21 protein-coding genes and 1 pseudogene are annotated in these 22,140 nt (G+C 68.3%); 3 read left to right on the top strand and 19 right to left on the bottom strand.

The genetic code is table 11. The features are described 5' to 3' along the window. Positions 1 to 18 precede the first annotated feature (18 nt). The 10 genes from ACWCPQ_RS10270 to ACWCPQ_RS10225 all read right to left on the bottom strand — a co-directional run bounded on the left by ACWCPQ_RS10270 (position 19) and on the right by ACWCPQ_RS10225 (position 10,083). Positions 19 to 447, bottom strand: coding sequence for a nuclear transport factor 2 family protein (locus tag ACWCPQ_RS10270; RefSeq protein ID WP_449896874.1), 429 nt, complete (start codon positions 445 to 447; stop codon positions 19 to 21). Positions 448 to 493: 46 nt separating this feature from the next. After that, on the bottom strand, positions 494 to 1,012 hold the full coding sequence (locus tag ACWCPQ_RS10265; protein WP_449896873.1) for a DnaJ family domain-containing protein: 519 nt from the start codon (positions 1,010 to 1,012) through the stop codon (positions 494 to 496). Positions 1,013 to 1,110: 98 nt separating this feature from the next. Beyond that, positions 1,111 to 2,490: a hypothetical protein gene (locus tag ACWCPQ_RS10260; protein ID WP_449896871.1), complete on the bottom strand. Its 1,380-nt coding sequence runs from the start codon at positions 2,488 to 2,490 to the stop codon at positions 1,111 to 1,113. A 161-nt stretch (positions 2,491 to 2,651) separates the two neighbouring features. Then, on the bottom strand, positions 2,652 to 3,530 hold the full coding sequence (locus ACWCPQ_RS10255) for an alpha/beta hydrolase fold domain-containing protein (protein ID WP_449896869.1): 879 nt from the start codon (positions 3,528 to 3,530) through the stop codon (positions 2,652 to 2,654). Between the two features lie 636 nt (positions 3,531 to 4,166). Next, on the bottom strand, positions 4,167 to 5,594 hold the full coding sequence (gene der, locus ACWCPQ_RS10250) for a ribosome biogenesis GTPase Der (RefSeq protein ID WP_449896867.1): 1,428 nt from the start codon (positions 5,592 to 5,594) through the stop codon (positions 4,167 to 4,169). Further along, positions 5,591 to 6,289: a (d)CMP kinase gene (cmk, locus tag ACWCPQ_RS10245; protein ID WP_449897353.1), complete on the bottom strand. Its 699-nt coding sequence runs from the start codon at positions 6,287 to 6,289 to the stop codon at positions 5,591 to 5,593. The genes der and cmk overlap by 4 nt, the downstream gene beginning before the upstream one ends. Positions 6,290 to 6,354: 65 nt before the next feature. After that, positions 6,355 to 7,635, bottom strand: coding sequence for a pseudouridine synthase (locus ACWCPQ_RS10240; protein ID WP_449896865.1), 1,281 nt, complete (start codon positions 7,633 to 7,635; stop codon positions 6,355 to 6,357). Between the two features lie 9 nt (positions 7,636 to 7,644). Continuing rightward, positions 7,645 to 8,301 carry an SMC-Scp complex subunit ScpB gene (gene scpB, locus ACWCPQ_RS10235; protein ID WP_449896863.1) on the bottom strand — a complete coding sequence of 219 codons (657 nt, stop codon included), beginning with the start codon at positions 8,299 to 8,301 and terminating at the stop codon, positions 7,645 to 7,647. A gap of 4 nt (positions 8,302 to 8,305) precedes the next feature. Beyond that, positions 8,306 to 9,211, bottom strand: coding sequence for a segregation and condensation protein A (locus ACWCPQ_RS10230; protein WP_449896861.1), 906 nt, complete (start codon positions 9,209 to 9,211; stop codon positions 8,306 to 8,308). Further along, positions 9,208 to 10,083 carry a ParA family protein gene (locus ACWCPQ_RS10225; RefSeq protein ID WP_449897352.1) on the bottom strand — a complete coding sequence of 292 codons (876 nt, stop codon included), beginning with the start codon at positions 10,081 to 10,083 and terminating at the stop codon, positions 9,208 to 9,210. The genes ACWCPQ_RS10230 and ACWCPQ_RS10225 overlap by 4 nt, the downstream gene beginning before the upstream one ends. Positions 10,084 to 10,708: 625 nt before the next feature. Here ACWCPQ_RS10225 and ACWCPQ_RS10220 point away from each other — a divergent pair. After that, positions 10,709 to 11,149 (top strand): DUF3224 domain-containing protein, encoded by a 441-nt coding sequence (locus ACWCPQ_RS10220; protein WP_449896859.1) that lies wholly within the window; start codon positions 10,709 to 10,711, stop codon positions 11,147 to 11,149. 33 nt (positions 11,150 to 11,182) lie between these two features. Then, a pseudogene (locus ACWCPQ_RS10215) lies at positions 11,183 to 11,578 on the top strand (nuclear transport factor 2 family protein); the annotation flags it as partial. On the opposite strand, the gene xerD reads toward ACWCPQ_RS10215, so the two are convergent. The 4 genes from xerD to steA all read right to left on the bottom strand — a co-directional run bounded on the left by xerD (position 11,523) and on the right by steA (position 16,420). Then, a complete protein-coding gene (xerD, locus tag ACWCPQ_RS10210; protein WP_449896857.1) occupies positions 11,523 to 12,464 on the bottom strand; it encodes a site-specific tyrosine recombinase XerD in 942 nt (313 codons plus the stop codon). The pseudogene ACWCPQ_RS10215 and the gene xerD overlap by 56 nt on opposite strands. 13 nt (positions 12,465 to 12,477) lie before the next feature. Beyond that, positions 12,478 to 13,137, bottom strand: a complete 660-nt coding sequence (locus tag ACWCPQ_RS10205; RefSeq protein ID WP_449896855.1) for an NUDIX domain-containing protein — start codon at positions 13,135 to 13,137, stop codon at positions 12,478 to 12,480. Beyond that, positions 13,134 to 14,861, bottom strand: a complete 1,728-nt coding sequence (locus tag ACWCPQ_RS10200) for a CTP synthase (protein ID WP_449896853.1) — start codon at positions 14,859 to 14,861, stop codon at positions 13,134 to 13,136. Before ACWCPQ_RS10200 ends, ACWCPQ_RS10205 begins: the two co-directional genes overlap by 4 nt. A gap of 347 nt (positions 14,862 to 15,208) precedes the next feature. After that, entirely contained in the window at positions 15,209 to 16,420 is a 1,212-nt protein-coding gene (gene steA / locus ACWCPQ_RS10195) for a putative cytokinetic ring protein SteA (RefSeq protein ID WP_449896851.1), read from the bottom strand. Between the two features lie 169 nt (positions 16,421 to 16,589). Here steA and ACWCPQ_RS10190 point away from each other — a divergent pair, with 169 nt between their 5' ends. After that, the gene (locus tag ACWCPQ_RS10190; RefSeq protein WP_449896850.1) at positions 16,590 to 17,009 is read left to right on the top strand and encodes an SRPBCC family protein; all 420 of its coding nucleotides are present in this window, start codon (positions 16,590 to 16,592) and stop codon (positions 17,007 to 17,009) included. Positions 17,010 to 17,217: 208 nt separating this feature from the next. Here ACWCPQ_RS10190 and recN read toward each other — a convergent pair whose 3' ends face one another. Genes recN through ACWCPQ_RS10165 form a run of 5 tightly spaced genes read right to left on the bottom strand, consistent with a single transcriptional unit; the run spans position 17,218 to position 21,941 of the window. Next, entirely contained in the window at positions 17,218 to 18,990 is a 1,773-nt protein-coding gene (gene recN, locus ACWCPQ_RS10185) for a DNA repair protein RecN (protein WP_449896848.1), read from the bottom strand. After that, a complete protein-coding gene (locus ACWCPQ_RS10180) occupies positions 18,968 to 19,942 on the bottom strand; it encodes an NAD kinase (protein WP_449896846.1) in 975 nt (324 codons plus the stop codon). The genes recN and ACWCPQ_RS10180 overlap by 23 nt, the downstream gene beginning before the upstream one ends. Continuing rightward, positions 19,939 to 20,760: a TlyA family RNA methyltransferase gene (locus tag ACWCPQ_RS10175; protein WP_449896844.1), complete on the bottom strand. Its 822-nt coding sequence runs from the start codon at positions 20,758 to 20,760 to the stop codon at positions 19,939 to 19,941. The genes ACWCPQ_RS10180 and ACWCPQ_RS10175 overlap by 4 nt, the downstream gene beginning before the upstream one ends. A gap of 1 nt (position 20,761) precedes the next feature. Beyond that, entirely contained in the window at positions 20,762 to 21,046 is a 285-nt protein-coding gene (locus ACWCPQ_RS10170) for a hypothetical protein (RefSeq protein WP_449896842.1), read from the bottom strand. Between the two features lie 13 nt (positions 21,047 to 21,059). Then, positions 21,060 to 21,941, bottom strand: coding sequence for an HAD-IIA family hydrolase (locus ACWCPQ_RS10165; RefSeq protein WP_449897350.1), 882 nt, complete (start codon positions 21,939 to 21,941; stop codon positions 21,060 to 21,062). Positions 21,942 to 22,140: the final 199 nt, after the last annotated feature.

Raw genomic sequence — 22,140 nt, 5'->3', positions numbered from 1 at the left:
GATCCGGGCGCTCCGGCGCTATTGCGCGAAAGCGGCCTCGATACCGTCGAACCAGGCCGCTTCCTCGATCAGCCGGGTGCTGCGCCAGCCGTCGGGGGTACGGACCAGATCGTGGTTGTACCAGCCGCCGCAGGTGAACTGCTTACCCGGCGACACGATCATCGGGTTGAAGAACATCGCCCGCACCTTCGCGCTGTCCCCGTCGAGTTCGACCGCGATATTGGAGATGAAATGCTGTGTGCAGGTGAACAGGCTCAGCTGCTCGGTCAGCCGGGCCACCACGGTCTCTCGATCGCCGACCGGGCCGCCCGCGCTGCTGTAGTCGATATGCGCGTCGGCGGTGAACACCGACCGGTACAGCTCCCAATCCTTGCTGTCGACGGCGGTGGCGTAGCGGGTGAGCAGATCGGTGATCTCGAACCGGTCGGCGAGGGTCGGTGAATCCATCCCTCCATACAACCGCACCGGCGGTACCGCCGGGTGGGATCGGCGTTCAGCGACCGCGGAAGATCCGGCGCCGGCGCGGCACCGCGGCCGGCGTGTGCTCGTCGCGGCCCGGCCGACCGGTATCCCGGACGGTCCCCGTGGTGGCTGATCCTTGCGCGCCCGCGTCGTTCTCCCGCCATTCCCGGACGACTTCGTCGGCATCGACCGGAGCGATCGGAATCTGCGGTCCGGTCGGCATCCGCAACCAGTCGACGATCCGGCGATTGAGTTCGGCGACCGTCGAGCGCACCTCGGCCTCGGAACCGGCATCGCGCACGGTCTCCGGTAACCGTTCCACATCACGGCGCAACAGCAGCGAAGGCGGCAGCATCGCGTCGCCGCTCACGCCTTCGCGGCGCAGGTAGTCGCGCAACCAGGCGTTCTCGTCGTGGTACGGGTTACCCGCACCCGGCAACGGTTTACCGGCACCCGGAAGATTCTCGAATTCGCCGCGTTCGGTGGCTTCCCTGATCTTGCGATCGACCCAGGACTCGAAGTCGACTCCAGCGGGTTTGCGCTCGGCCATCGTCACTCCTCACCGTCTCCCACCACGGTAACGCTCACGCCGGGACCGGCGCGTACGGACGACCGCCGTACTACGGCACCACCCACCGCCGAGCCCGGTCAGGCTCCGTTGGTGGAGGCACTGCGGGTACGGCCGGAGCGGGCCCGGCGACGTTCGGCCTGCAATTCGGCGAGCTCCTGCTCGAGGATATCGGCGACCCGGAACTGCCCGGTGTCGTACCCGTCGGAGGAACGCACGACGTCCAGGAACTCGTCGGTCTCCTTGTCCCCGGACATCTTGCCCTTGGATCCGCCGTCCGCGGCGCCGTTCCTGGCACCGTCCGACGAGGCCTTCCCGAGGCCGGCGATCTTCTTGGGTTTGGTCACCGGCAGTTTGTCGGTGGTATCGGCTGTTTTGTTCGTCACCGTATCCCCGTCGAACAGTGGCGAATTGGCGGCCATCTCATCGAGCAGCGAGCTCGTCCGTCCGATCAATCCCGAGGTGACCTCCGCCAGGTCCCCCGATCGGCGTTTTCCCATATCACCGCCCTTGCTGTCCGACCGAAAGGCCGAACCACTCGAAGCGGTACCCGATGGTTTGCTACCGGCGGGCTCCAGCGCGGCCGGTCTCGACGTGACCTCGGCCTCGGTCACCGGCATCGACGATACCGCCCGGGCGGTATCGAGTCGCACGCTCACCCGGGGCAGCTTGCTGCGAATGTGCTCGGCGGGGTCGGGCAACACCCGGACCTGTTCGGTGGCCCGCAGGATCGCCATACCGTAACGGGCGCTCGCCGCGTCGTGGATGAGCAGCGCAACACCGATCATCACCGGCGCTACCGCATGTACCGCCGCGTCGTACCATTCGCCCACTCTCAGGTACGGGTAGGTGTTCAGCCCGATCGTCAGCGCGAGCAGAGCGATCTCGGCGGCCGCCGTCTGCTTCCGGTTGTTGACCACCCCCCATTCGGCCACCTTGTTCGTGCCGATCATGATGATGATCAGGCAGGCACTGATCATCGCTTCCAGCAGGTAGCTGAACCAGAACAGGGGGTCGGTGGGTCCGGTGGGCGCGATGTTCTGCTGCACGTTGACCGCCGACCAGAGCATCCCGGCACCGACCACTCCGGCCAGCGCGCGCAACGACCAGGACCGGTGCCGGTACAGCGAAGCCAATTTGGCGTGCGGACTGGACTCCCGACGCTGAGCGGCGATGGCTTTACGGGCGAGCAAGAGGTCGCGCATATCCGCCTTCTCGATCTGCTCGGTGGTCTGCCTCGCCCGATCGTTGGCCGAGGCGACCGCTTGGATCTCCTTCCACCGCTGCCCGCGTTCCTGCTCACGGATACGCTCGGCGAGTTCGCGTTCGGCGCTCAGCTCGGATTCCGACAGCGCCTCGGTGAGGGCGGGGTCGAACTGGTAGGCCAGGCGGCCGCGTGCATGTTCGACGCGCTGGGCCAGTTGCGTGACATCGTCCTCGATCGGCGGTTCGACAGTCATTACGGCTCCCGCCTCGGGTGCTTCGATGGCAGACAAGTAGTCACGCCGGGGAACGGTACCGCGCTTTGCTCCGCGATGCATCGTCACGGTCGAAACAACCGATTTCCGTGGACGCTCACAGGCTGTTCACGAGTTCCCCTGGCGGCGCCGCGTTTCCGTGATCACAGAGCGTCGACAGTGGTCAAGACCGATTTCAGCACAGGTCCGGCCTCTGGGACCGGAGCGAGCGGATACACGTGGAACGCTCCGGGCTCCTCGATGAAACGTACTCTCGCTCCGGCGTGTTGGGCGAACAGACGGGCGTCGGGATACAGGATGTCGTGTGTTCCGACGAAGAGATCCGTCGCCGGCAGCCCGTCCAGCGAACCGTTGATCGGACTGAGCTCCGGCAGCCCGAGATCATCGCCGCCGGCCCAGACCCGGCCGGCCTCGAGCAGACCGGGTCGCGCCAGCCAGGGGTCGGCGTCCGCGACGTCGTCGATCTCCGGATTGTTCAGCCGCATATCGAGACACGGCGCCAGCAGGATCAGTCGCGCCGGAGCCGGCAGCCCCGCACCGGGTAGCGCCTGGGCGAGCAGCAGCGCCAGCGTTCCGCCGGCCGAATCCCCGGCGAGGACCACCTGCCCGGAATCCACCTCTCCGGTCACCTGCCGGTAGACCGCGAGCAGATACGGCCGCGCCGCCCGATAGGTGTAGCGCGGCGCCAGCGGATAGATCGGTACCTCGACCCGGTGCCCCGCGGTCACCAGCCGATCGATGAACCGCCAGTGCCACCAGCTGATCTCCCGGAAGAAGCTGCCACCGTGCAGATAGATCACCACTTTCCCGGATTCCGGTGCCGTCCGGGGCGTCACGGTGTAGCACGGGAAACCCTCGACGAGCCGGTCGGTGACCCGGTGCCGGCGGCGCAACCGTGCCGGCGGGACATGGGTGCCGGGCGGTTCGGCCATGGCGGCGCGGGCCTTCGCCGGGGTGTCCATTCCGCGTTTGCGCGTGATCCGCAGGAAGACAGACAGCACCCGAGTACGACGGCTGGCCATCACACCCCCTCCTTCGATACGGTTGTCCGCGATCCTCGCAGGCCACCGTCGGCCGTCACGATCTCTTCTCCGATGCCACTCCGTACGATCCCCGCAGGCCGCCGGGAAGGCGCCGGTATCGCATCATGGCATCTCCTCACTCCGGTGCATCGGCGGCGGTGCCCGGCCGGTGAGCGGACCCAACCCCGGAGCATATTCCGCCACGGCCGCCGACGCGGCGGTCTCACCTCCACGCCGGGTACGAACGGCGCTGCCGGATGCACTGCGCACGGGGGCGCTGCCGGAGCACCGCAGTGCGGGGACCGGCACCGGATCCGGAATCCGGAGTGGGGTACGGTTGCTCCGTTGTGGAATCGAAATGTTTTGCGCCGGACCGTACTTCGCCGCGCCCCCGCGGCACGACACGTGGCCGGTGGTCGCCGCGATCTTGACGTCGGCACCGGACCGGGACGCCTACGAACCATGCGGCTCCGAGCTGCGACAGGGGGGTCTGACCAGACTCCGGGTCGGCCACCGCCACCCCGCCGAGTACCGACCGCCGCTGGCCCCGGCCCGGCCCGAGTTCCGGACCGCGACCACGCGATATCGGCGGGCCCGGTGCTCACCCGCCGTGCCGGCGAGTGAGCACCGCGGGATTCACTTGCGGGGACGCTTCTCCCGCACCCGGACCGAAATCCGGACCGGCGAACCGTCGAACCCGAACTCCTCCCGCAGCCGCCGCTCCAGGAACCGGCGATACCCGGCCTCGAGGAAACCGGTGCTGAACAGGACGAAGGTCGGCGGCCGCGTGGTCGCCTGGGTCGCGAACAGCACCCGCGGCAGCCGCCCACCGCGCATCGGTGGCGGCGTCGCGGCGATCACCTCTTTCAACCAGGTGTTCAACCGGCCGGTCGGAATACGCTTGTCCCAGGATTCGAGCGCGGTCTCCATGGCGGGCACCAGTTTCTGCACCGCCCGGCCCGTCTGCGCGGAGATATTGACCCGCTGCGCCCACGGCACCCGCACCAGGTCGCGATCGACCTCACGGTCGAGCTGCAACCGGCGGTCCTCGTCCACCAGATCCCATTTGTTGAACGCCAGCACCAGCGCCCGCCCGGAATCGGCGACCAGGCTGATCACCCGCAGATCCTGTTCGGTGATGGGCTGAGAGGCGTCGATCAGCATGATCGCCACCTCCGAGGCCTCCAGCGCCGATTTGGTGCGGAGCGAGGCGTAGAATTCGGTACCGCTGGCATTGGCGACCTTGCGCCGCAACCCGGCGGTATCGACGAAACGCCATACCTTGCCGCCCAGTTCGACCAGCGAATCCACCGGATCGACGGTAGTGCCGGCGATATCGTGCACCACCGAGCGCTCGTCACCGCTGAGCTTGTTCAGCAGACTCGATTTTCCGACGTTCGGTTTACCGACCAGGGCGACCCGCCGCGGCCCGCCACCGGGTCCGGTGGTTTCCCGCGGTGTCTCCGGCAGGACCTCGAGGATATCGTCGAGCAGATCGCCGGTACCGCGGCCGTGCGCGGCGGACACCATCCGCGGTTCGCCCAGTCCCAGCGACCACAGCGCGGACGCGTCGGCCTCCAGCCGCTGATCGTCGACCTTGTTGGCGACCAGGATGACCGGGGTCTTCGCCCGCCGCAGCACTTTCACCGCGGCCTCGTCGGTGGCGGTCGCGCCGACCACCGCGTCGACCACCAGCACGATGGCGTCGGCGGTGTTCATGGCCAGTTCGGCCTGTCGAGCCACCGACTGCTGCAACCCCTTGGCATCCGGTTCCCAGCCGCCGGTGTCCTGCACCCAGAAGCGGCGGCCGGCCCAGTTGGCCTCGTAGGAGACCCGGTCCCGGGTCACCCCGGGCACATCCTCGACCACTGCCTCACGACGGCCGAGGATGCGGTTGACCAGCGTCGATTTCCCGACGTTCGGGCGGCCGACCACCGCCAGTGTGGGCATCGGAACATGGTCGGCAGCCTCGGGATCACCGTCGAGATCGGTGAGCTCCCACTCGGATTCGTCGCTCCACACACCGTCACCGGCGAGTACATCGCTCATTGTCTCCCCACTCATCCGGCGACTCCCCGGCGTCCGGCCACCCGACGATCCCGCGGCCGCTCCAGCTGCCGGCCGACCTCGCGGTAGAGCTCCTCGATGGTTTCGTCCATGGTCAGGTCACTGGTATCGACCTGTACCGCGTCCTCGGCCCGCCGCAGCGGCGATACCGCGCGCGTCGAATCGAGTCGATCGCGGCGCTCCACGTCGGCGAGTACCCCGACGTAGTCGTCACCGCGGCCTTCGGCGATGTTCTGCTGGTTGCGCCGGTGCGCGCGGGCCTGCGCGGAAGCCGTCAGATAGATCTTGGCGTCGGCGTCGGGCAGCACAGTGGTACCGATATCGCGGCCCTCGACCACGATCCGGCCCGCACTCACTGTGATCTCGCGCTGCAGCGCGACCAACTGCTCGCGGACCTCCGGCACTGCCGAAACCGCCGACACCGCTGCCGTGACCTCGGGCCCGCGGATCTCGGTACGGACATCGTCACCGTCGAGTTCGATCAGTTCCCGCTCCGGGTCGGTGCCGATCCGCAACGGCATATCGGTGACCACCCCGGTGACGGCCGCGGCATCGGCCGGATCGATCCCGGCCCGCAGCACCTGCAGCGTGGCGACCCGGTACATGGCGCCGGTGTCGAGGTAGCGGGCCGAAAGCCGGACCGCCAGCCGGCGCGACACGCTGGACTTCCCGGTACCCGAGGGACCGTCCATCGCGACGACCAGCGACCGGTCCCGGGCGGCAGCCGCGACGACCCCCACCGGGGCTTCCACACCGTTCACAAAGACACCGCCTCGTAGAGTTTGCCGATTTCGTCGCGTCCCAGCACGCGCAGCGTGCCCGGACGTTGATCGTTCAGGACCACCGGTCCCATATGGGTGCGAACGAGCCGGGTGACCGGATGCCCGACCGCGTCGAGCAGCCGCCGCACGATGTGTTTGCGCCCCTCGTGCAACACCACTTTCACCAGGGAACGTCCCGCGTCGACCTCCAGCACCTGGAAACGGTCCACCGAAGCCGGCCCGTCGTCGAGCTCGACGCCGTCGCGCAGGATCTTGCCGATCGAACGATGCACTTCGCCCTGCACGGTCGCCAGATAGGTCTTGGACACCTCGTAGGAGGGATGCATCAGCCGATGAGCGAGATCGCCGTCGTTGGTGAGCAACAACAGCCCCTCGGTATCGGCGTCCAACCGGCCCACATGGAACAGCCGCTGACCGGCCGCGATCCGCTCGGCAACGATATCGCCGATACAGGGACGGCCCAGATCGTCGGACATGGTGGACTGCCAGCCCTTGGGCTTGTTCAGCACCAGATGCACCAGTTCCTCGCGCACCACCACGCGGGTGCCGTCCACTCGCACGACCGCGTTCTCGGGGTCGATACGCAGGCCCTGTTCGCGGACGATGATGCCGTCGACCTCGACCCGGCCCTGCTCGATCATTTCCTCGGCGGCGCGACGCGAGGCCACCCCGGCCTTGGCCAGCACCTTCTGCAGACGCTCGCCCTCGCCCCAGGGCAACTTCTCGTGGCCGGTCCCATCCGGTTCGACATGCTGGTGACGGGCCGGTTTCGCATTGTTCAGCTGCGGAGAGCCGCTACCCGGCCGGGCACTCTGACCCTTACGCGGCGCCGGGCTCCCACCGGAACGGCCACCGGTCCGCGAGCCGGCCGAACCGCCCCGTCCGGCCGCCGAGCCGCCCCGGGCCGCACCGGCGGAACCACCGCTACGGCCGGCACCCGCTGGACCACCTCGCGCGGCCCCGGCAGCTCCGGCCCGGCCCGGCGTCGCCGCACCGCCACGACCTCCCACCGGACGGGCACCGCGACCGCCGGTCGCCGCCTCTCCCGTATTCCGGGCCGAACGCGGCACCTGGTCGCTACGCGCCCCACGTTCGGTACTGCGGGGTCCCCCGGCGCGACCGGTACGCGGCGCTTCCGTACTTCCCCGGCGGGCGTCCCCGGTACGGGAGGCGCTTCGCCCACGACCGGCCCGGGCGGGCTGGTCACCACTTTTCCTACGATCCGGTATGCCATCACGGCGAGCGGGTGTCTTCACGATGTCCTGTCAATCCTCGGCGCCGAGATTCAGATCGTCCTCGGCGGGTTTGCGCAGCCTGGTGTAACGGGGATCCGTCTCCAGACTGTCGTTGATCTCGTCGATCAGGTCGACGCCCGGCAGTAGGGGCGCCAGTGGCGGCAGATCGCTCAACGACGCCAATCCGATCCGTTCCAGGAACAGTTCGGTAGTGCCGTACAGCGTGCCGTTGGTTTCCGGGTCGGTGCCCGCCTCGGTGATCAACCCCCTGGCCAGCAGGGTGCGCATCACACCGTCGACGTTGACACCGCGCACCGCGCTGACCCGGGCCCGGGTCACCGGCTGACGGTATGCCACCACCGCCAGCGTCTCCAGAGCCGCCCTGGTCAGCTTCGACCGGGCGCCGTCGAGCAACATACGCTCCACATACGGTGCGTACTCGCTGCGAGTATAGAAGCGCCACCCGTCCCCGGCGAAACGCAGATCGATCCCACTGCGCCGGGAGGCCAGCTCCGCGGACATCTCCCGCAGGGTCCGCTCCACCCGGTGCGGTGCCTCGTCCAGGGCGGTGGCCAGCTGCTCTACCGGCGCCGGAGTGTCCACCACGAGCAACAATGCCTCCAGCGCGGCCCGGAACTCGTCGTCGTCCAACGGCTCGGGCGCGAAATCGGTCACAGCCTCGGTCATACCCTCACCCGTAGTCCTCGTCGATGGTCACCGGCGCCGCGGCGCCCTCCTCGTCGTCACCGATCCAGCGGACGGCGAGCGGGCCCAGCGGGTCGGGCTGGTCGAACTCGATCGTCTTACCCCGGTACAGCTCGAGCAAAGCCAGAAACCGCGCAACGATCTGGATCGGCGCCGCGCAATCGGCCACCAGATCGGCGAACGTGGTCCAGACCCCCACACCCCGGGCCCGCAGCCGTTCCAGTACCAGCGTCGCCTGCTCGGCCACCGATATCGAATGCGCGTGCAGATGATCCAGGCCCACCGTCGGCACCGGGCGGGGCCGGAATGCCGCCGCCGCGATATCGGCGAAACCGGCCGCGTCCACCCCGAGTCTGACCTCGGGCAGCAAACTCGCGAACCGCTCCTCCAGTCCCACACTGCGCGGATAACGGCGCAACGCGGCCGCCTCCAGCTCGGCGAGCAGCTCGGCGACCTGTTTGAACGCCCGATACTGCAGCAACCGGGCGAACAGCAGATCCCGGGCCTCGAGCAGTTCGAGATCCTCGGGATCGGTCACCTCGCCCGAAGGCAGCAACCGTGCGGCTTTCAGATCCAGCAGGGTCGCGGCCACCACCAGGAATTCGGTGGTCTGATCCAGGATCTTATCCGTACGCAACGAATTCCCCGGCTGGTTCAGGCTCGCGGTCAACGCCTTGGTGTAGGCGATGAACTCGTCGGTGACCCGGTGCAATGCCACCTCGGTCACGTCGAGACGACGCTGCGAGATCAACTGCAACAGCAGATCGAACGGGCCCTCGAAATTACTCAACCGCAGATGGAAACCGGATTTCTCCGGATCCGCCCGCGGCGCCTCCGCGGCCGGGGCGGGTTCGCTCGTCGTCGACGGTGCGGCCGGAGTCGGCCCGCTCACCGACCGGACCGGTGGATGACTTCCCGTGCCATCGCCCGATACGCTTCGGCGCCACTGGACTTCGGTGCCCACGTGGTGATCGGCTCGCCGGCGACACTGGCATCCGGGAACCGGACCGTCCGCGAGATCGCGGTGTCGTACACCAGCTCCCCGAAAACCTCCACCACACGCGCCATCACCTGACGAGAATGCAGCAACCGGGCATCGAACATGGTGACCACGATGCCGTACAGGCTCAACCGCGGGTTCAGCCGGTCCCGCACCTTCTCCACCGTGTCGTTGAGCAACGCCAGCCCACGCAACGAGAAGTACTCGCACTCCATCGGAATGATCACGCCGTCGGAGCAGGCGAGCGCGTTCACGGTGAGCAGACCGAGCGAAGGCTGACAATCGATGAGGATGTAGTCGTACCGATCACGGATCGGTTCCAGCGCGCGCCCCAGCGACTGCTCGCGACCCACCTCGTTCACGAGCTGGATCTCCGCCGCCGACAGATCGATATTGCTGGGCAGCAGATCCAGATTCTCGACCTTGGTCTGCATCAGGACGTCATCGGCGGAGACCGGGGTTCCGATCAGCAGATTGTGCACGGTCAGATCCAGATCGTGATGTGCCACACCCAGACCCGCCGACAACGCGCCCTGCGGATCGAGATCCACCAGCAGAACCCGGCGCCCGTATTCGGCCAGTGCCGCACCCAGATTGATGGTCGAAGTGGTCTTGCCCACTCCGCCCTTCTGATTGCACATGGCGACGATGAGCGCACTACCCTCGTGCGATGGATCGGGCGGATCGGGAACCTGGCGCAGAGGCCGCCCGGTCGGGCCGAGCGCGGCGTCGGCGGGAACGGGTTCGGGGCCCGCGCCCCACACCGACGCGGCGCGATCGTCGCTCTCGGCGCCCTTGGGCGAGTCCGCCGATCCGGCTGTCGTCACGATCCGCTGCTCCTTATACGTTTCCTACCCGTCCGTCACCTCGTAGAGCGTAACGAGGCCGATCAAGGCACGGTCTCGCTTTCGCCACGGTCCGGCTAGACCTAGACGCTACCGGTTGACGGCGCTCGAGCGCGGCGTGTAGATACGGCGTGTTCGCCGCAAGGCCGGGACCAGCCGGTATCCACCGTCGCCTGGGCACCCGGCGACACCGAAACGTTACTGTATTTTCTGCGTCGTCTGTCGCGCCGCGTGGTCGGGGCCCTGCTTCCCCGATTCTTCACTCCGGCGCTCCTCCCCTCTGTCGTCGCAGAACCGGGCGGGCCCCGACCACGAAAACCGACCATCCGGAGCAGACAGTAGGTGGGTGCTGACGTGCGCCTCGAGCGACCTGGGGGAGGCTGCGCCAGCAGAGGGTCACCGCGATCGTGCGGGGGCTGTGCGATGGCGACTCCGACTACGGGTGTCCATGGCACGGATGAACCGCGCGCTCACCGGCGTGGACAACGTTGTTCCTCGTCGATAGATCGGAGAACGTGTCGGAGTGCGCCGATATCGTCACCGAATGCGCGCTACAGCAACATTCACCGTCGAAGCATTCGTCCCGACCGAATTGGCGCCGGACCCGCCCGTGCCGACCGGCCTTCCGGTGGGAGTCGCGACGATCGAGAAACGCTTCGAGGGCGAGGTCGCAGGCCGCTCGGCGACGTTGTTCACCGCCGCATTCGATCAAGCGACCAGTACCGGCACCTATGTAGCCATGGAATCGTTCGAGGGCACGCTGCGCGGCCGGACCGGCGCTTTCAATTTCGCGCACTCGGCCACCACATCCGGCACCGACCGCGCAGCGGAATTCTTCACTATCGTGCCCGGGAGCGGCACCGCGGAACTGGCCGGGATCTCCGGCGCCGGTGGGATGAGCGTCGATGCCGACGGCACACACCGGATCTGGTTCGACTACGAGCTGGAAGACTCTTCGAGCGCAGTCGGCGTATCCGAGGAATAAGCGGTCGGCCTGCGAATGTAGGAGGCGTTCAACGGGCGGGACCTGGCCGCTCTGGAAACCGTTCTCGCTCCGGAGTTCATCAGTCATCCGCTGGGAACGACCGGTGCCCGGGCCGTCGCAGAAGCATGGTCGAAGATGTTCGCGATCTCACCTGGAATCCGGGTATCCGTCGAGGACATTCTCGTGGACGGCGATCGGATCGCCGTCCGCTCGGTGTTGTCCCCACCGGACAGTGCCGAACGTGTACCCATGATGGAGATCTTCGGCGATCCGGCACGGCCGGATCGCCGAGTTGAGGGGCGTGTCCGGCCACAGCCGCGCCGACGGCTGACCCGGTCGGCATCTACAGAGCGTCCCCGCGCCCGCGGGCGGCTCACCTGGCGCGGGGATGCGCTGTCGCCCAGACCTCGCGCAGGGTTCCTACGGTGACCAGCGTGTAGATCTGTGTGGTGGTCACCGACGCGTGGCCCAGCAGTTCCTGCACGACCCGGACATCGGCGCCGCCGTCGAGCAGATGGGTGGCGAACGAATGCCGCAGCGTGTGCGGCGACACCGTGGCAGTGATCCCAGCGTGTTCTGCGGCCTGTTGCAACACTTGCCAGGCGCTCTGGCGAGAGAGGCGGCCGCCGCGGGCATTCAGGAACAGGGCTGCCGCCGCACCCGGGGAAAACCGCCCGGTGCGTGCCCGCGAGGCCAGGACGGGGCGGCCACGCACCAGATAGGCGTCGACCGCGGCCGATGCGGGCCGGCCGACGGGAACGAACCGCTGTTTGCCGCCTTTACCGCGTAGTACGACCGACCGGTCGTCGAGGTCGAGGTCGTCGATATCGAGACCTACGGTTTCGGAGATCCGCGCGCCGGTCGAATACAGCAGTTCCAGCAGCGCCCGGTCACGCAGTCCGCGGGCCGCGGCGTCGCCGCCGGCGCCGGCTCCGGCTGCGTCCAGCAGCCGGAGCACCTGGTCCACCGGTAGCGCTTTGGGCAGCCGCTGACCCACCATCGGCGGTTTCACCGCGGATGCCACATCGACGCTCGTCAGACCTTCGGCGGCCGCGAAACGATGCAGTCCCCGCACGGCGCTCAGCGCACGTGCCACCGACCCCGGCGCCAGCGGCGGATGCCCCGCACCACCGGCGCGCAGCGCAACCGCGAACTCGGTGATATCGGTTTCGGCGACGGACGCCAGGCCGGTGATACCGCGATGGCTCAGGAACTCCCGGTAACGCGCCAGGTCCCGGCGGTATGCGGAGAGGGTGCTACGCGAGGCACCCCGCTCCACGGCCAGATGGTCCAGGAAGGTATCGGCCTCCCGCACCGCCGGACCCCGATCAGTCCGTAGTGTTCTGCCGCGCGGCCTGGCGGCGCAGCAGTGCGTCCGGCTGGCCCGGCCACGGCGCGTCGGCCGGCCGTAGCGGAACGTCCGCGGTATCGGCCGCGCTCAATGCCAGCAGCCCTGCCACGGCGGTGGCGTTGACGATCGTGCCCGCCAGTGCCGCGCGGACCGCCTCGGCGACCGGGATACGCACCAGTTCCAGATCGGCTTCCTCGTGCTCGGGAGCCGGTCGCTCGGTCTCGGAGAGCCCCCGTGCCAGATATACCCGCAGCGCCTCGTCGGTGAAACCCGGCGACAGCGCGACATCCACCAGCAGCGACCAGTCCCGGGCGGCCAGCCCGGTTTCCTCGGCCAGTTCGCGTTGCGCGGCCGCCAGCGGATCTTCGCCGGGAATATCGATGAGCCCGGCCGGGAGTTCGAGCAGCCTCTCCCCAAGCGGATGACGGTACTGACGGATCAATACCACCCGTCCGTCGTCGTCGACCGCGACAACCGCCACCGCGCCGTGGTGTTCGACCACTTCGCGTTCCACGATGCGCCCGTCCGGCATCTCCACCCGGTCCACCCGCAGCGCCAGGATCGCCCCCGAGTAGACGACCCGGCTGTCGACCGTCGCGAAGGCATGGCTGCCGGGCGCCGGGTTCGCGGGGGTCACGACACCCGCTCGGAGGTTGCGGCCAGCTCCTGCTCACCGGGAATATCGACCGGCAACCGTTCGGCCAGCTTGTACCGCAGCGCGGCGGCGATGAGTTCGGCGAACAACGGATGCGGCCGGGTGGGGCGGCTCTTGAGTTCGGGATGGGCCTGGGTGCCGACGAAGAAGGGGTGGATATCGGCGGGCAGTTCGACGAACTCCACCAGATGCCCGTCGGGGGAGGTACCGCTGAACCGCAATCCGCTGGTGGCGATCTTGTCACGGTAGGCGTTGTTCACCTCGTACCGATGCCGGTGCCGTTCGGAGACCTCGGTGGCGTGGTAGGCCCGAGCCACCACGGAACCCTTCTCCAGCACGGCCGGATAGGCGCCGAGCCGCATGGTGCCGCCCAGATCGGCTTCACCGGCCACGGCCTGTTCCTGATCGGCCATGGTGGAGATCACCGGATGCTCGGTCTCGGGTTCGAACTCGGCCGAATTGGCATCGGTGAGCCCCACCGACCGCGCCGCCTCGATGACCATGCACTGCAAACCCAGGCACAGTCCGAGCAGCGGCAGCCCGCGGGTGCGGGCGTGCCGGATCGCGCCGACCTTGCCCTCGATACCGCGGATCCCGAATCCGCCGGGGATGAGAACCGCGTCCACGTCGCGCAGGGCGGCCTGCGCCCCGGCCGGGGTTTCGCAGTCGTCGGACTGCACCCAGCGCAGTTTCACCTTGGCCCGGTGGGCGAAGCCACCGGCGCGCAGCGCTTCGGTGACCGAGAGATAGGCGTCGGGCAGGTCCACGTACTTACCGACCAGCGCGACCTCCACCGTCTCCCGCGGGGCGTGCACCCGGTCGAGCAGATCACCCCAGACGGTCCAGTCGACGTCCCGGAACGGCAGCCCGAGCTTGCGCACCACATAGGCGTCGAGGGCTTCGCGGTGCAGGACCTTCGGGATGTCGTAGATCGACGGCGCGTCCGGAGTGGAGATACAGGCGTCGACGTCGACGTCACACATGAGCGCGATCTTGTTCTTCAGACCGGCCGGCACCTCACGGTCGCAGCGCAGGATGAGCGCGTCGGGCTGGATACCGATACTGCGCAGCGCGGCCACCGAGTGCTGGGTGGGTTTGGTCTTGAGCTCGCCCGACGGTGCCAGATACGGAACCAGCGAGACATGCAGGAAGAAGACATTGTCGCGCCCGACATCGTGACGGATCTGGCGGGCCGCTTCGAGGAACGGCTGGGATTCGATATCGCCGACCGTGCCGCCGATCTCGGTGATCACCACATCCGGCTCGTGGCCCTGTAGATCGGGACCGCGCATGGCCAGGATTCGTGCCTTGATCTCATCGGTGATGTGCGGGATGACCTGCACGGTATCGCCGAGATACTCGCCACGCCGTTCTTTGGCGATCACCGACGAGTACACCTGACCGGTGGTGACGTTGGCGTCCCGGGAGAGGTCGCGGTCGAGGAATCGTTCGTAGTGCCCCACATCGAGGTCGGTCTCGGCCCCGTCCTCGGTCACGAACACCTCTCCGTGCTGGAACGGATTCATGGTGCCGGGATCGACGTTCAGATAGGGGTCGAGTTTCTGCATGGTGACCCGTAGCCCGCGCGCGGTCAGCAACTGACCGAGGCTGGAGGCGGTGAGACCCTTACCGAGTGAGGAGGCGACACCACCGCTGACGAAGATATGTTTGGTGGTTGCCCGCGCCTGAATCCGTGTATGACCCACGGGTCTTCACGGTAACACGAAACCCGGGGCGACGATCGACCGCCACTCCCGGTTAACCGTCCGATCGCCGCACCCACTCGGCACCGCTACCGGTGATCCGGGCCGAAGAGCGATCATCTCCGCCCCGGGGGTATCACCGGCCACTTCTTTCACAGGCGAGCGCGTCGATCAGCGATCTTTTCACGGTTTCGTCACAATGCTGCGTGATTGCGCGCGACCGACGCGACCGGGTGATTGCGCGCGACCGACGCGACCGGGTGATTGCGCGCGACCGACGCGACCGGGTGATTGTGCGCGAACAGCCCGGTAGGGTTGCACCGATCCGGGCAGCGCGCACCACGCGCCTCTCACTGCGGCCGGTTCAGCATCTCGCGTGCCCACAGATCCGCCCGGTGCAGCCAGTCCTGGGCGAGGGTGAGTACTTCGCTTCCGTGCCCGGCGGCCAGCACCGCCACGATCAGCACGGCAAGCGCCGCCAGAACCGACAGCGCCATCAGCACCCCGGAGACCCGGCTCCGGTACAGCGTGGCCACCGCAGTGGCATCCATGATCGTGCCACCCACCTTGAGACGGGTGAGGAAGGTCGCCGGATTGCTCCCACGCCGGCTCCGGTCGAAGAAATCCTCCAGCGACGCGGTCGCCCCCGCGGTGACGATGAGCGCGGCGCCGTGATGATGGGCCAGCAACAACGCCAGATCCGCGGGCGTCCCCGAACACGGAAAGGTGATCGCGCCGATACCCAGCTCTTTGACCCGGTCCAGGCCCTCGGCGTAACCATCGATTTCCGCCGGGACGATCAGCTCGGCGCGGCCGGTAAGGGTTTTGGCAGTGATTTCGTCGGGGTTGGCGACGATCAGATCCAGCCGGTGGCCGGCACTGCGCACCGCCTCCGCACCCTGCCCGACCCCGATGACGACCGGACCGTACTCCTTGATGAAGGGTTTGAGTTTCTTCAGGTCCTCGGCGTAGCCGGGCCCGTCACCCACCACGACCACCGGCCGGCCGGTCAGGTCCAGATCCGGATCGGGCACGCCGATACCGTCCATGAGCAGCGACGATTCGGCCCGAATGAATTCCAGGGCGTCACCGGCGAACGATTCGAGGTGGCCGGCCAGGCCGATCCGCGCCTCCGACAACCGTTCGGCCACGCCGCCCTCGTCGAGCTCGAGGCATTCCACCAAGACCTCGGGTTCCCGCCGGGTGAGGCGGTCCGCGTAGATCACACCGTTGTCGATTCGTACTTTCGCGCCGTCCTTGATCCGGCCGAAAGCATCGGAGCTCATCGTGTCCAGCAGCAGTACACCGCCGGCCACCAGCAGTTCGGGGCCCGGGTTGGGATAGCGGCCGGAGATGGACGGTGAGGTGTTCACCACCGCCGCCACCCCGGCCGCGAGCAGGCGGTCGGCGGTGACCTGGTCCAGATCCATTTCGTCGAGAACCGCGATATCGCCGGGTTCCAGCCGGTCGAGCAGCCGCCGGGTATCGCGGTCGACCCGGGCGGTACCGGTCCGGCCGGGCAGCGTCTCGGAATTCTTCGACAGCAGCGCCAGCATCCTCATGCAGCGATGATCGTCGCAAACCCTCAACCATTGGTGGAGACACGCCGCGCGTCGATACCCCACCGCTATCACTGAGCTCCGGAACCACTGCGACCACTGCACCACAGCACGAAAAACCACCGCTGTACGCCGTAGGCTGCCTGGGACAGCTACGCGAAGAGGAGTCTCCATGGCCAGCACCACCGTCGATACCGTGATCGCCGCCCCGCGCGCGACCGTGTACCGGCTGTTCGCCGACCGCGAGAGCATCGATCCGTTCCTTGCGGTGAACGTGACGCTCGTCAAACCGGGCACCACCGAACGGGAAGGTGTCGGCGCACAACACAAGATCGGAATCGGACCGGTCGGCGTCATCGAGGAGATCACCGCGCTGGTCCCGAACGAACGCATGGAGTACAAGATCGTCAAGGGTGCTCCGGTGAAGAGCCATACCGGGGTCATCACCTTCGCCGACGCCGACAACGGCACCCGGGTCTCCTACACGATGACCTCGGACCCCACGCTGCCCGTTCCGGCCAAGGTCCTGGAAATCGGCCTGAAGGGCCTGATCAACCAGTTCATCTCCGCCGCACGCAAAGCCGTCGACTGACCCGGCGACGCGACACCGGAGCGGTGCCACCGCAGGGCCGCTCCGGCGCAGCGCCGGGCCGCTCCGGATCGTGCGCCGCGTGTCCGGCTCGCGGCGCGACTCGGCCCACTGGACCGGACGCACCACCCGGCATCGCGGGACCCCGACAGCGCCGGACCACCCGTACCGGGATCGGCGAACATCCGCATACCATCCGCGGCGAACAGGCTCAGTAGGTCGCCATCCGTTCGGCGCGCGCGGTGTTCAACAGCTCCCATGCGTGTGCGCGACCGGTCTCGGTATCGTCGAGCCCGGCCAGCATCCGGGCCAGTTCCACGATCCGCTCGTCCTGTGTGAGCGCCCGGACCCCCGAGTTGACGGCGCCGTCACCGTCATCGGATTTATCGACCACCAGATGTGTATCGGCGAACGCCGCCACCTGCGCCAGATGCGTCACCACGATCACCTGATGGGTCCGTGCGAGCCGGGCCAGCCGCCGCCCGATCTCGACCGCCGCCCGGCCACCGACACCGGCGTCGACTTCGTCGAAAACCATCGTCGCCCCGTGCTCGGCTCCCGCCAAGACCACTTCCAGCGCCAGCATCACCCGGGAGAGCTCGCCGCCGGAGGCGCTCTTGCTCAACGGCAGCGACTGCGCACCGGAATGGGCGGCCAGCCGGAACTCCACTTCGTCCACCCCGGCGGGCCCCGCATGCAGTTCGGTGCCGTCCACCAGCAGAGGCGCCGAATCCTGCCCCCCGGCCGGTAAGGGACGCACCTCGACCTCGAGCCGCGCTTTGCCCATGGCGAGCCCGCTCAACTCCTCGGTCACCGCCGCCCCGAGCTCACCTGCCGCCGCGGTCCGGGCCGCCGTCAACTGCACCGCGGCCGCGCGCAGCCGATCGGCGCCCGCCTCCACCTCGGCGGTCAGCGCCGCGAGGGTCCCCTCCGAAACGTCCAGCGACTCCAACCGGGTCCGGGCTTCATCCGCCCACGCGATCACACCGTCGATATCGGGCGCGTATTTGCGGGTCAGCGATTTCAACTCGGCCTGCCGCGACAACATCGATTCCAGCGCGCCCGGGTCCGACGGCAGATCCGACAGATATCCGCTCAGTTCGGTGGTCAGATCCACCACCACCGCGATCGCCTCCGCAAGACGTGGCGACAGTGCCGCCAGAGCCGGATCCTCCGCGCCTTCCACCCGTGACCGGGCGACCCCCAGCGCGTCCAGCGCGCCACTTCCTTCACCGGGGTCGCCGGCCGGACCGGCCAGCGCCTCGTGCGCGGTGGCCGCCGCCTCCCGCAACGAATCCAGATCGCTGAGCCGCCGGATCTCCGCGACCAGCCGCTCGTCCTCCCCCGGGTCCGGTGCGACGGCGTCGATTTCGGCCAGCGATTGGGTGAGCCGTTCGGCTTCGGCGGCCATCTCCCGGCCGCGCGCGGTCCGTTCCAGCAGTGCGGTCCGGGCATCCAGCCAGCTACGGCGCTGCTCGACATACTCGCGTAGCAGCGGCCCGACCGTCGCGTCGGCGAACTGGTCCAGTGCATGCAACTGCTGTTCGGGGCGCTGTAATCGCAACTGATCGTTCTGACCGTGGACGGTCAGCATCGGTGCGGTGAAATCGGCCAGCACCGAGGCCGGAACACCGCGACCGCCCAGATGCGCACGGGAGCGCCCGTCGCTGCCGACGGTACGGATCGCGATCACCGTGCCGTCGTCGTCGGCGACGGCCGCCGCCGATTCCAGCACCCGCTCGGCCGCACCGCGCGCGGCGTCGTTCAGTTCCTCGACGGTAAACCTGCCCTCCACCACCGCGCGATTCGCCCCGAGCCGGACCCGCCCGGCATCGGCGCGCGCACCGCTCAGCAGGTGCAGACTGGTGACCACCATCGTCTTGCCCGCCCCGGTTTCCCCGGTGAGCACAGTCAGCCCTTCGTGGAATTGCGCGGTGGCCGTCGAAATGACGCCCAGTCCGTCAATTCTTATCTCTGTCAGCACGTGTGCCCTCCGTTCGCCGCCGGCCCCGCCAACCCGTGACCGGCAGCTCGAACTTGCGCACCATCCGATCCGCGAACGGCGCGGAATCCAGCCGCACCCACCGCACCGGCTCGGCACCCCGGACCGCTTCGACCCGACCGCCCCGCGGCAGTGCGAGGGTGCGCCTGCCATCCAGGAAAACTATCGCATCGTGGCCGGTGGCAACCGATTCGACCGCGATCCGTGAATCCGGGCTGGTCACCAGGGGGCGCGCGAACAGGGCGTGCGCGTTGCTCGGAATCACCAGCAGCGCTTCCAGTTCCGGCCACACCACGGGCCCGCCCGCGGAGAAAGCATACGCCGTCGAACCGGTAGGGGTAGCGACAAGAATTCCGTCGCAACCGTAGGAGGACACCGGCCGCCCGTCCACTTCGAGCACCACTTCGAGAACGCCCATCCGGGCCGCGTTCTCGATACTGGCCTCGTTCAACGCCCAGCCCTGTTCGATGATCTCGTCGTCGAGGCGGACATTGACATCGAGAGTCATCCGCTCCTCGACCCGGTAGTCACGGCGTACCACCTGCGCGAGCGCCTCGTCCAGGTTCTCCGCTTCGGCCTCGGTGAGAAAGCCGATCCGCCCCAAATTGATACCGAGTACCGGGACCGTCACCCGCCGGGCGAGTTCCGCGGCCCGCAGCAGCGTTCCGTCCCCGCCGAGCGCCAGCACCATCTCGCAGCCCAGTGCCGCGTCCGGTTCGTGGGCGACCACCTGCACCGGATATCCACCCGGATCGGTGACCGGTTCGGTATCGGCGTCGAACCGGGTGCTGTAGGCCTCGTCGGCCAAAACGCGCAATCCGATTCCGGCCTCCGCGCAGATCTTCGCCACCCGATGGGCGGTTTCGCTGATCTCGGCCCGGCCGGGATGGGAGACCAGCAGGATCTCCCGCTGCCGGGATCCCTCCGTGTTCACTGCGGCCCCTCCTCGACTGCCCGCTGTACCAGCGCGTCCACCTCGTCGGCGGACCGGCACGCCGATTCCGTACGGCGCAGCCACAGAAAGTATTCGACATTGCCGGAAGGGCCGGGCAACGGACTCGCCACCACGCCCAGGGTGTGCAGGCCGAGGTCCGCGGCCGCGGCGGCCACCGAACGGACCGCGTCGGCCCGGAGGCCCGGATCCCGCACCACCCCACCGGAACCCACCCGTTCCTTACCGACCTCGAACTGCGGTTTCACCATGGGCAGCAGATCGGCACCGGGCACCACACAGCCGGCCAGCGCGGGAAGCACCAGCGCCAGGGCGATGAAGGACAGGTCGGCGACCACCAGATCGACCGGCCCGCCGATATCGTCTGCGGTCAGATTCCGGACATTGGTGCGGTCGTGCACCCGCACCCGGTCATCGGTGCGCAGCCGCCACACCAGTTGTCCGTAGCCGACATCGACCGCCACCACTTCGCGAGCGCCCCGGCTGAGCAGCACATCGGTGAAACCGCCGGTCGACGCCCCGGCATCCAGGCAGCGCCGCCCGGCGACCTCCAGCCCGTGCGGTTCGAACGCCTCCAGCGCCCCCAGCAGTTTGTGCGCCCCACGCGACGCCCAGGCGACCTCGTCCACCTGTTCCTTGACCAGCAGAGGTGTCCCGGTCTCCACCGCTGTGGCCGGTTTCACCGCAACGGTGCCGTTGATCAACACCCGTCCGGCTCCGATCAACTCCACCGCGTGTTCGCGTGACCGCGCCAGACCGCGGCGGACCAGTTCCGCGTCCACCCGCGCCCGCCTGGCCACCTCAGATCTTGTCCACCGTGGCCAGCGCCTGCACCAGCACCTCGTGTGCCTGGTCCAGGATGTGCGCACGGCGGGCCAGATCGGCGCCGACGGAGACGTCCCCGGAGGTTCCGTCGATACTCGGTGCGTTGCCGAGTTCGGCGAGCAGGTCGCGGACCTCGGCCCGGATCCGGTCCGGATCGGCCGGTTCACCGGGTCCGGCCGCGCCGGGCAGATGCCGACCGGGCAGCGGCGCTCCGGCTCGGGCGGCGCCGGGCGTGTTCGGGCGGGGAGTAGGGGTAGTCATCGTGAGCCCAACGCTATCGGATTTCCGAACGTGGCGCGCGTACCCTCAGTGCCCGCCCAGGGTGCGCGCGCAGTTCCGCACCCGCCACGGCCGGGTCGATACGACCGGGTATCGGTGGCTGATCGAGAGCATCCAGGCTGTCGGCGATATAGGTGGGCAACTCCGTCTCGGGCAGACCGGCGAGTTCGTCGACAGTGCTGACGCCGGACAGTACCAACAGCGAATCCAGCTCCACGTTCTGCGCGCCGGAGATATCGGTGTCGAGCCGGTCCCCCACCACCAGGGCCGCCCGGGTCCCGGCACGGACCAGCGCGTCCTCGAGCAACGGCGGATACGGTTTGCCGGCCACTACCGGTTCCCGATCCGTGGCGGTCTGCAGCGCCGCGACCATCGCACCGTTACCGGGCGCGAGACCACGTTCGTTCGGCAGCGTCCGATCGGTATTGGCGGCCACCCACACAGCGCCGGCCCGCACCGCGTACGCGGCTTCGGCGAGATCCGGCCACGCGGTCTGCGGCGAATGGCCCTGGACGACAGCCGCCACGGTCTCCGTCGCCCGCCGCACCGGTTGCAGACCGGCGGATTTCACCTCCGCCGCGAGATCGTCGGAGCCGACGACCAGGACTTCCGCGCCGGACGCGAGACGTTCGGCCAGCAGTCGGCAGGCCGCCTGCGCGCTGGTCACCACATCCGCTTCCGTCGCCGGGTACCCCAACTCGGCGAGATGCGCCGCCACAGCGGTGGCCGACCGGCTCGCATTGTTGGTGACGTAGACCAGCCGCTGTATCCCACCCGACAGCGCCTCGGGGGCACCCTCGATCACCACGGCCCCCCGGTACAGGGTCCCGTCCAGATCCAGCAGCAGCGCCTCGTATCTGTCCCGCAACCGCGGCATCTCACTCGCTTCCCGCACACTCGGACCCTACGTCCTGCCTCCGACGCCCCTGACACCCACTCGTCCCCGGACACCCTTCTTGCCTTCTTGCCTTCTTGCCCGCTTGCCCGCTTGCCCGCTTGCCCGCTTGCCCGCTTGCCCGCTTGCCCGCTTGCCCGCTTGCCCGCTTGCCCGCTTGCCCGCTTGCCCGCTTGCCCGC

The sequence above is a fragment of the Nocardia sp. NPDC001965 genome (assembly GCF_053594175.1).
The sequence above is the reverse complement of the archived record's forward strand: the minus strand, read 5'-3'. Positions and strand labels throughout refer to the sequence as shown.

What these genes read in the sequence shown, in the direction of transcription:
- ACWCPQ_RS10270 (WP_449896874.1), bottom strand. Translation starts at nt 447, where the DNA reads ATGGATTCACCGACCCTCGCCGACCGGTTCGAGATCACCGATCTGCTC.
- ACWCPQ_RS10265 (WP_449896873.1), bottom strand. Translation starts at nt 1,012, where the DNA reads ATGGCCGAGCGCAAACCCGCTGGAGTCGACTTCGAGTCCTGGGTCGAT.
- ACWCPQ_RS10260 (WP_449896871.1), bottom strand. Translation starts at nt 2,490, where the DNA reads ATGACTGTCGAACCGCCGATCGAGGACGATGTCACGCAACTGGCCCAG.
- ACWCPQ_RS10255 (WP_449896869.1), bottom strand. Translation starts at nt 3,530, where the DNA reads ATGGCCAGCCGTCGTACTCGGGTGCTGTCTGTCTTCCTGCGGATCACG.
- der (WP_449896867.1), bottom strand. Translation starts at nt 5,594, where the DNA reads ATGAGTGGGGAGACAATGAGCGATGTACTCGCCGGTGACGGTGTGTGG.
- cmk (WP_449897353.1), bottom strand. Translation starts at nt 6,289, where the DNA reads ATGGACGGTCCCTCGGGTACCGGGAAGTCCAGCGTGTCGCGCCGGCTG.
- scpB (WP_449896863.1), bottom strand. Translation starts at nt 8,301, where the DNA reads ATGACCGAGGCTGTGACCGATTTCGCGCCCGAGCCGTTGGACGACGAC.
- ACWCPQ_RS10220 (WP_449896859.1), top strand. Translation starts at nt 10,709, where the DNA reads ATGCGCGCTACAGCAACATTCACCGTCGAAGCATTCGTCCCGACCGAA.
- steA (WP_449896851.1), bottom strand. Translation starts at nt 16,420, where the DNA reads ATGAGGATGCTGGCGCTGCTGTCGAAGAATTCCGAGACGCTGCCCGGC.
- ACWCPQ_RS10190 (WP_449896850.1), top strand. Translation starts at nt 16,590, where the DNA reads ATGGCCAGCACCACCGTCGATACCGTGATCGCCGCCCCGCGCGCGACC.
- ACWCPQ_RS10170 (WP_449896842.1), bottom strand. Translation starts at nt 21,046, where the DNA reads ATGACTACCCCTACTCCCCGCCCGAACACGCCCGGCGCCGCCCGAGCC.
- ACWCPQ_RS10165 (WP_449897350.1), bottom strand. Translation starts at nt 21,941, where the DNA reads ATGCCGCGGTTGCGGGACAGATACGAGGCGCTGCTGCTGGATCTGGAC.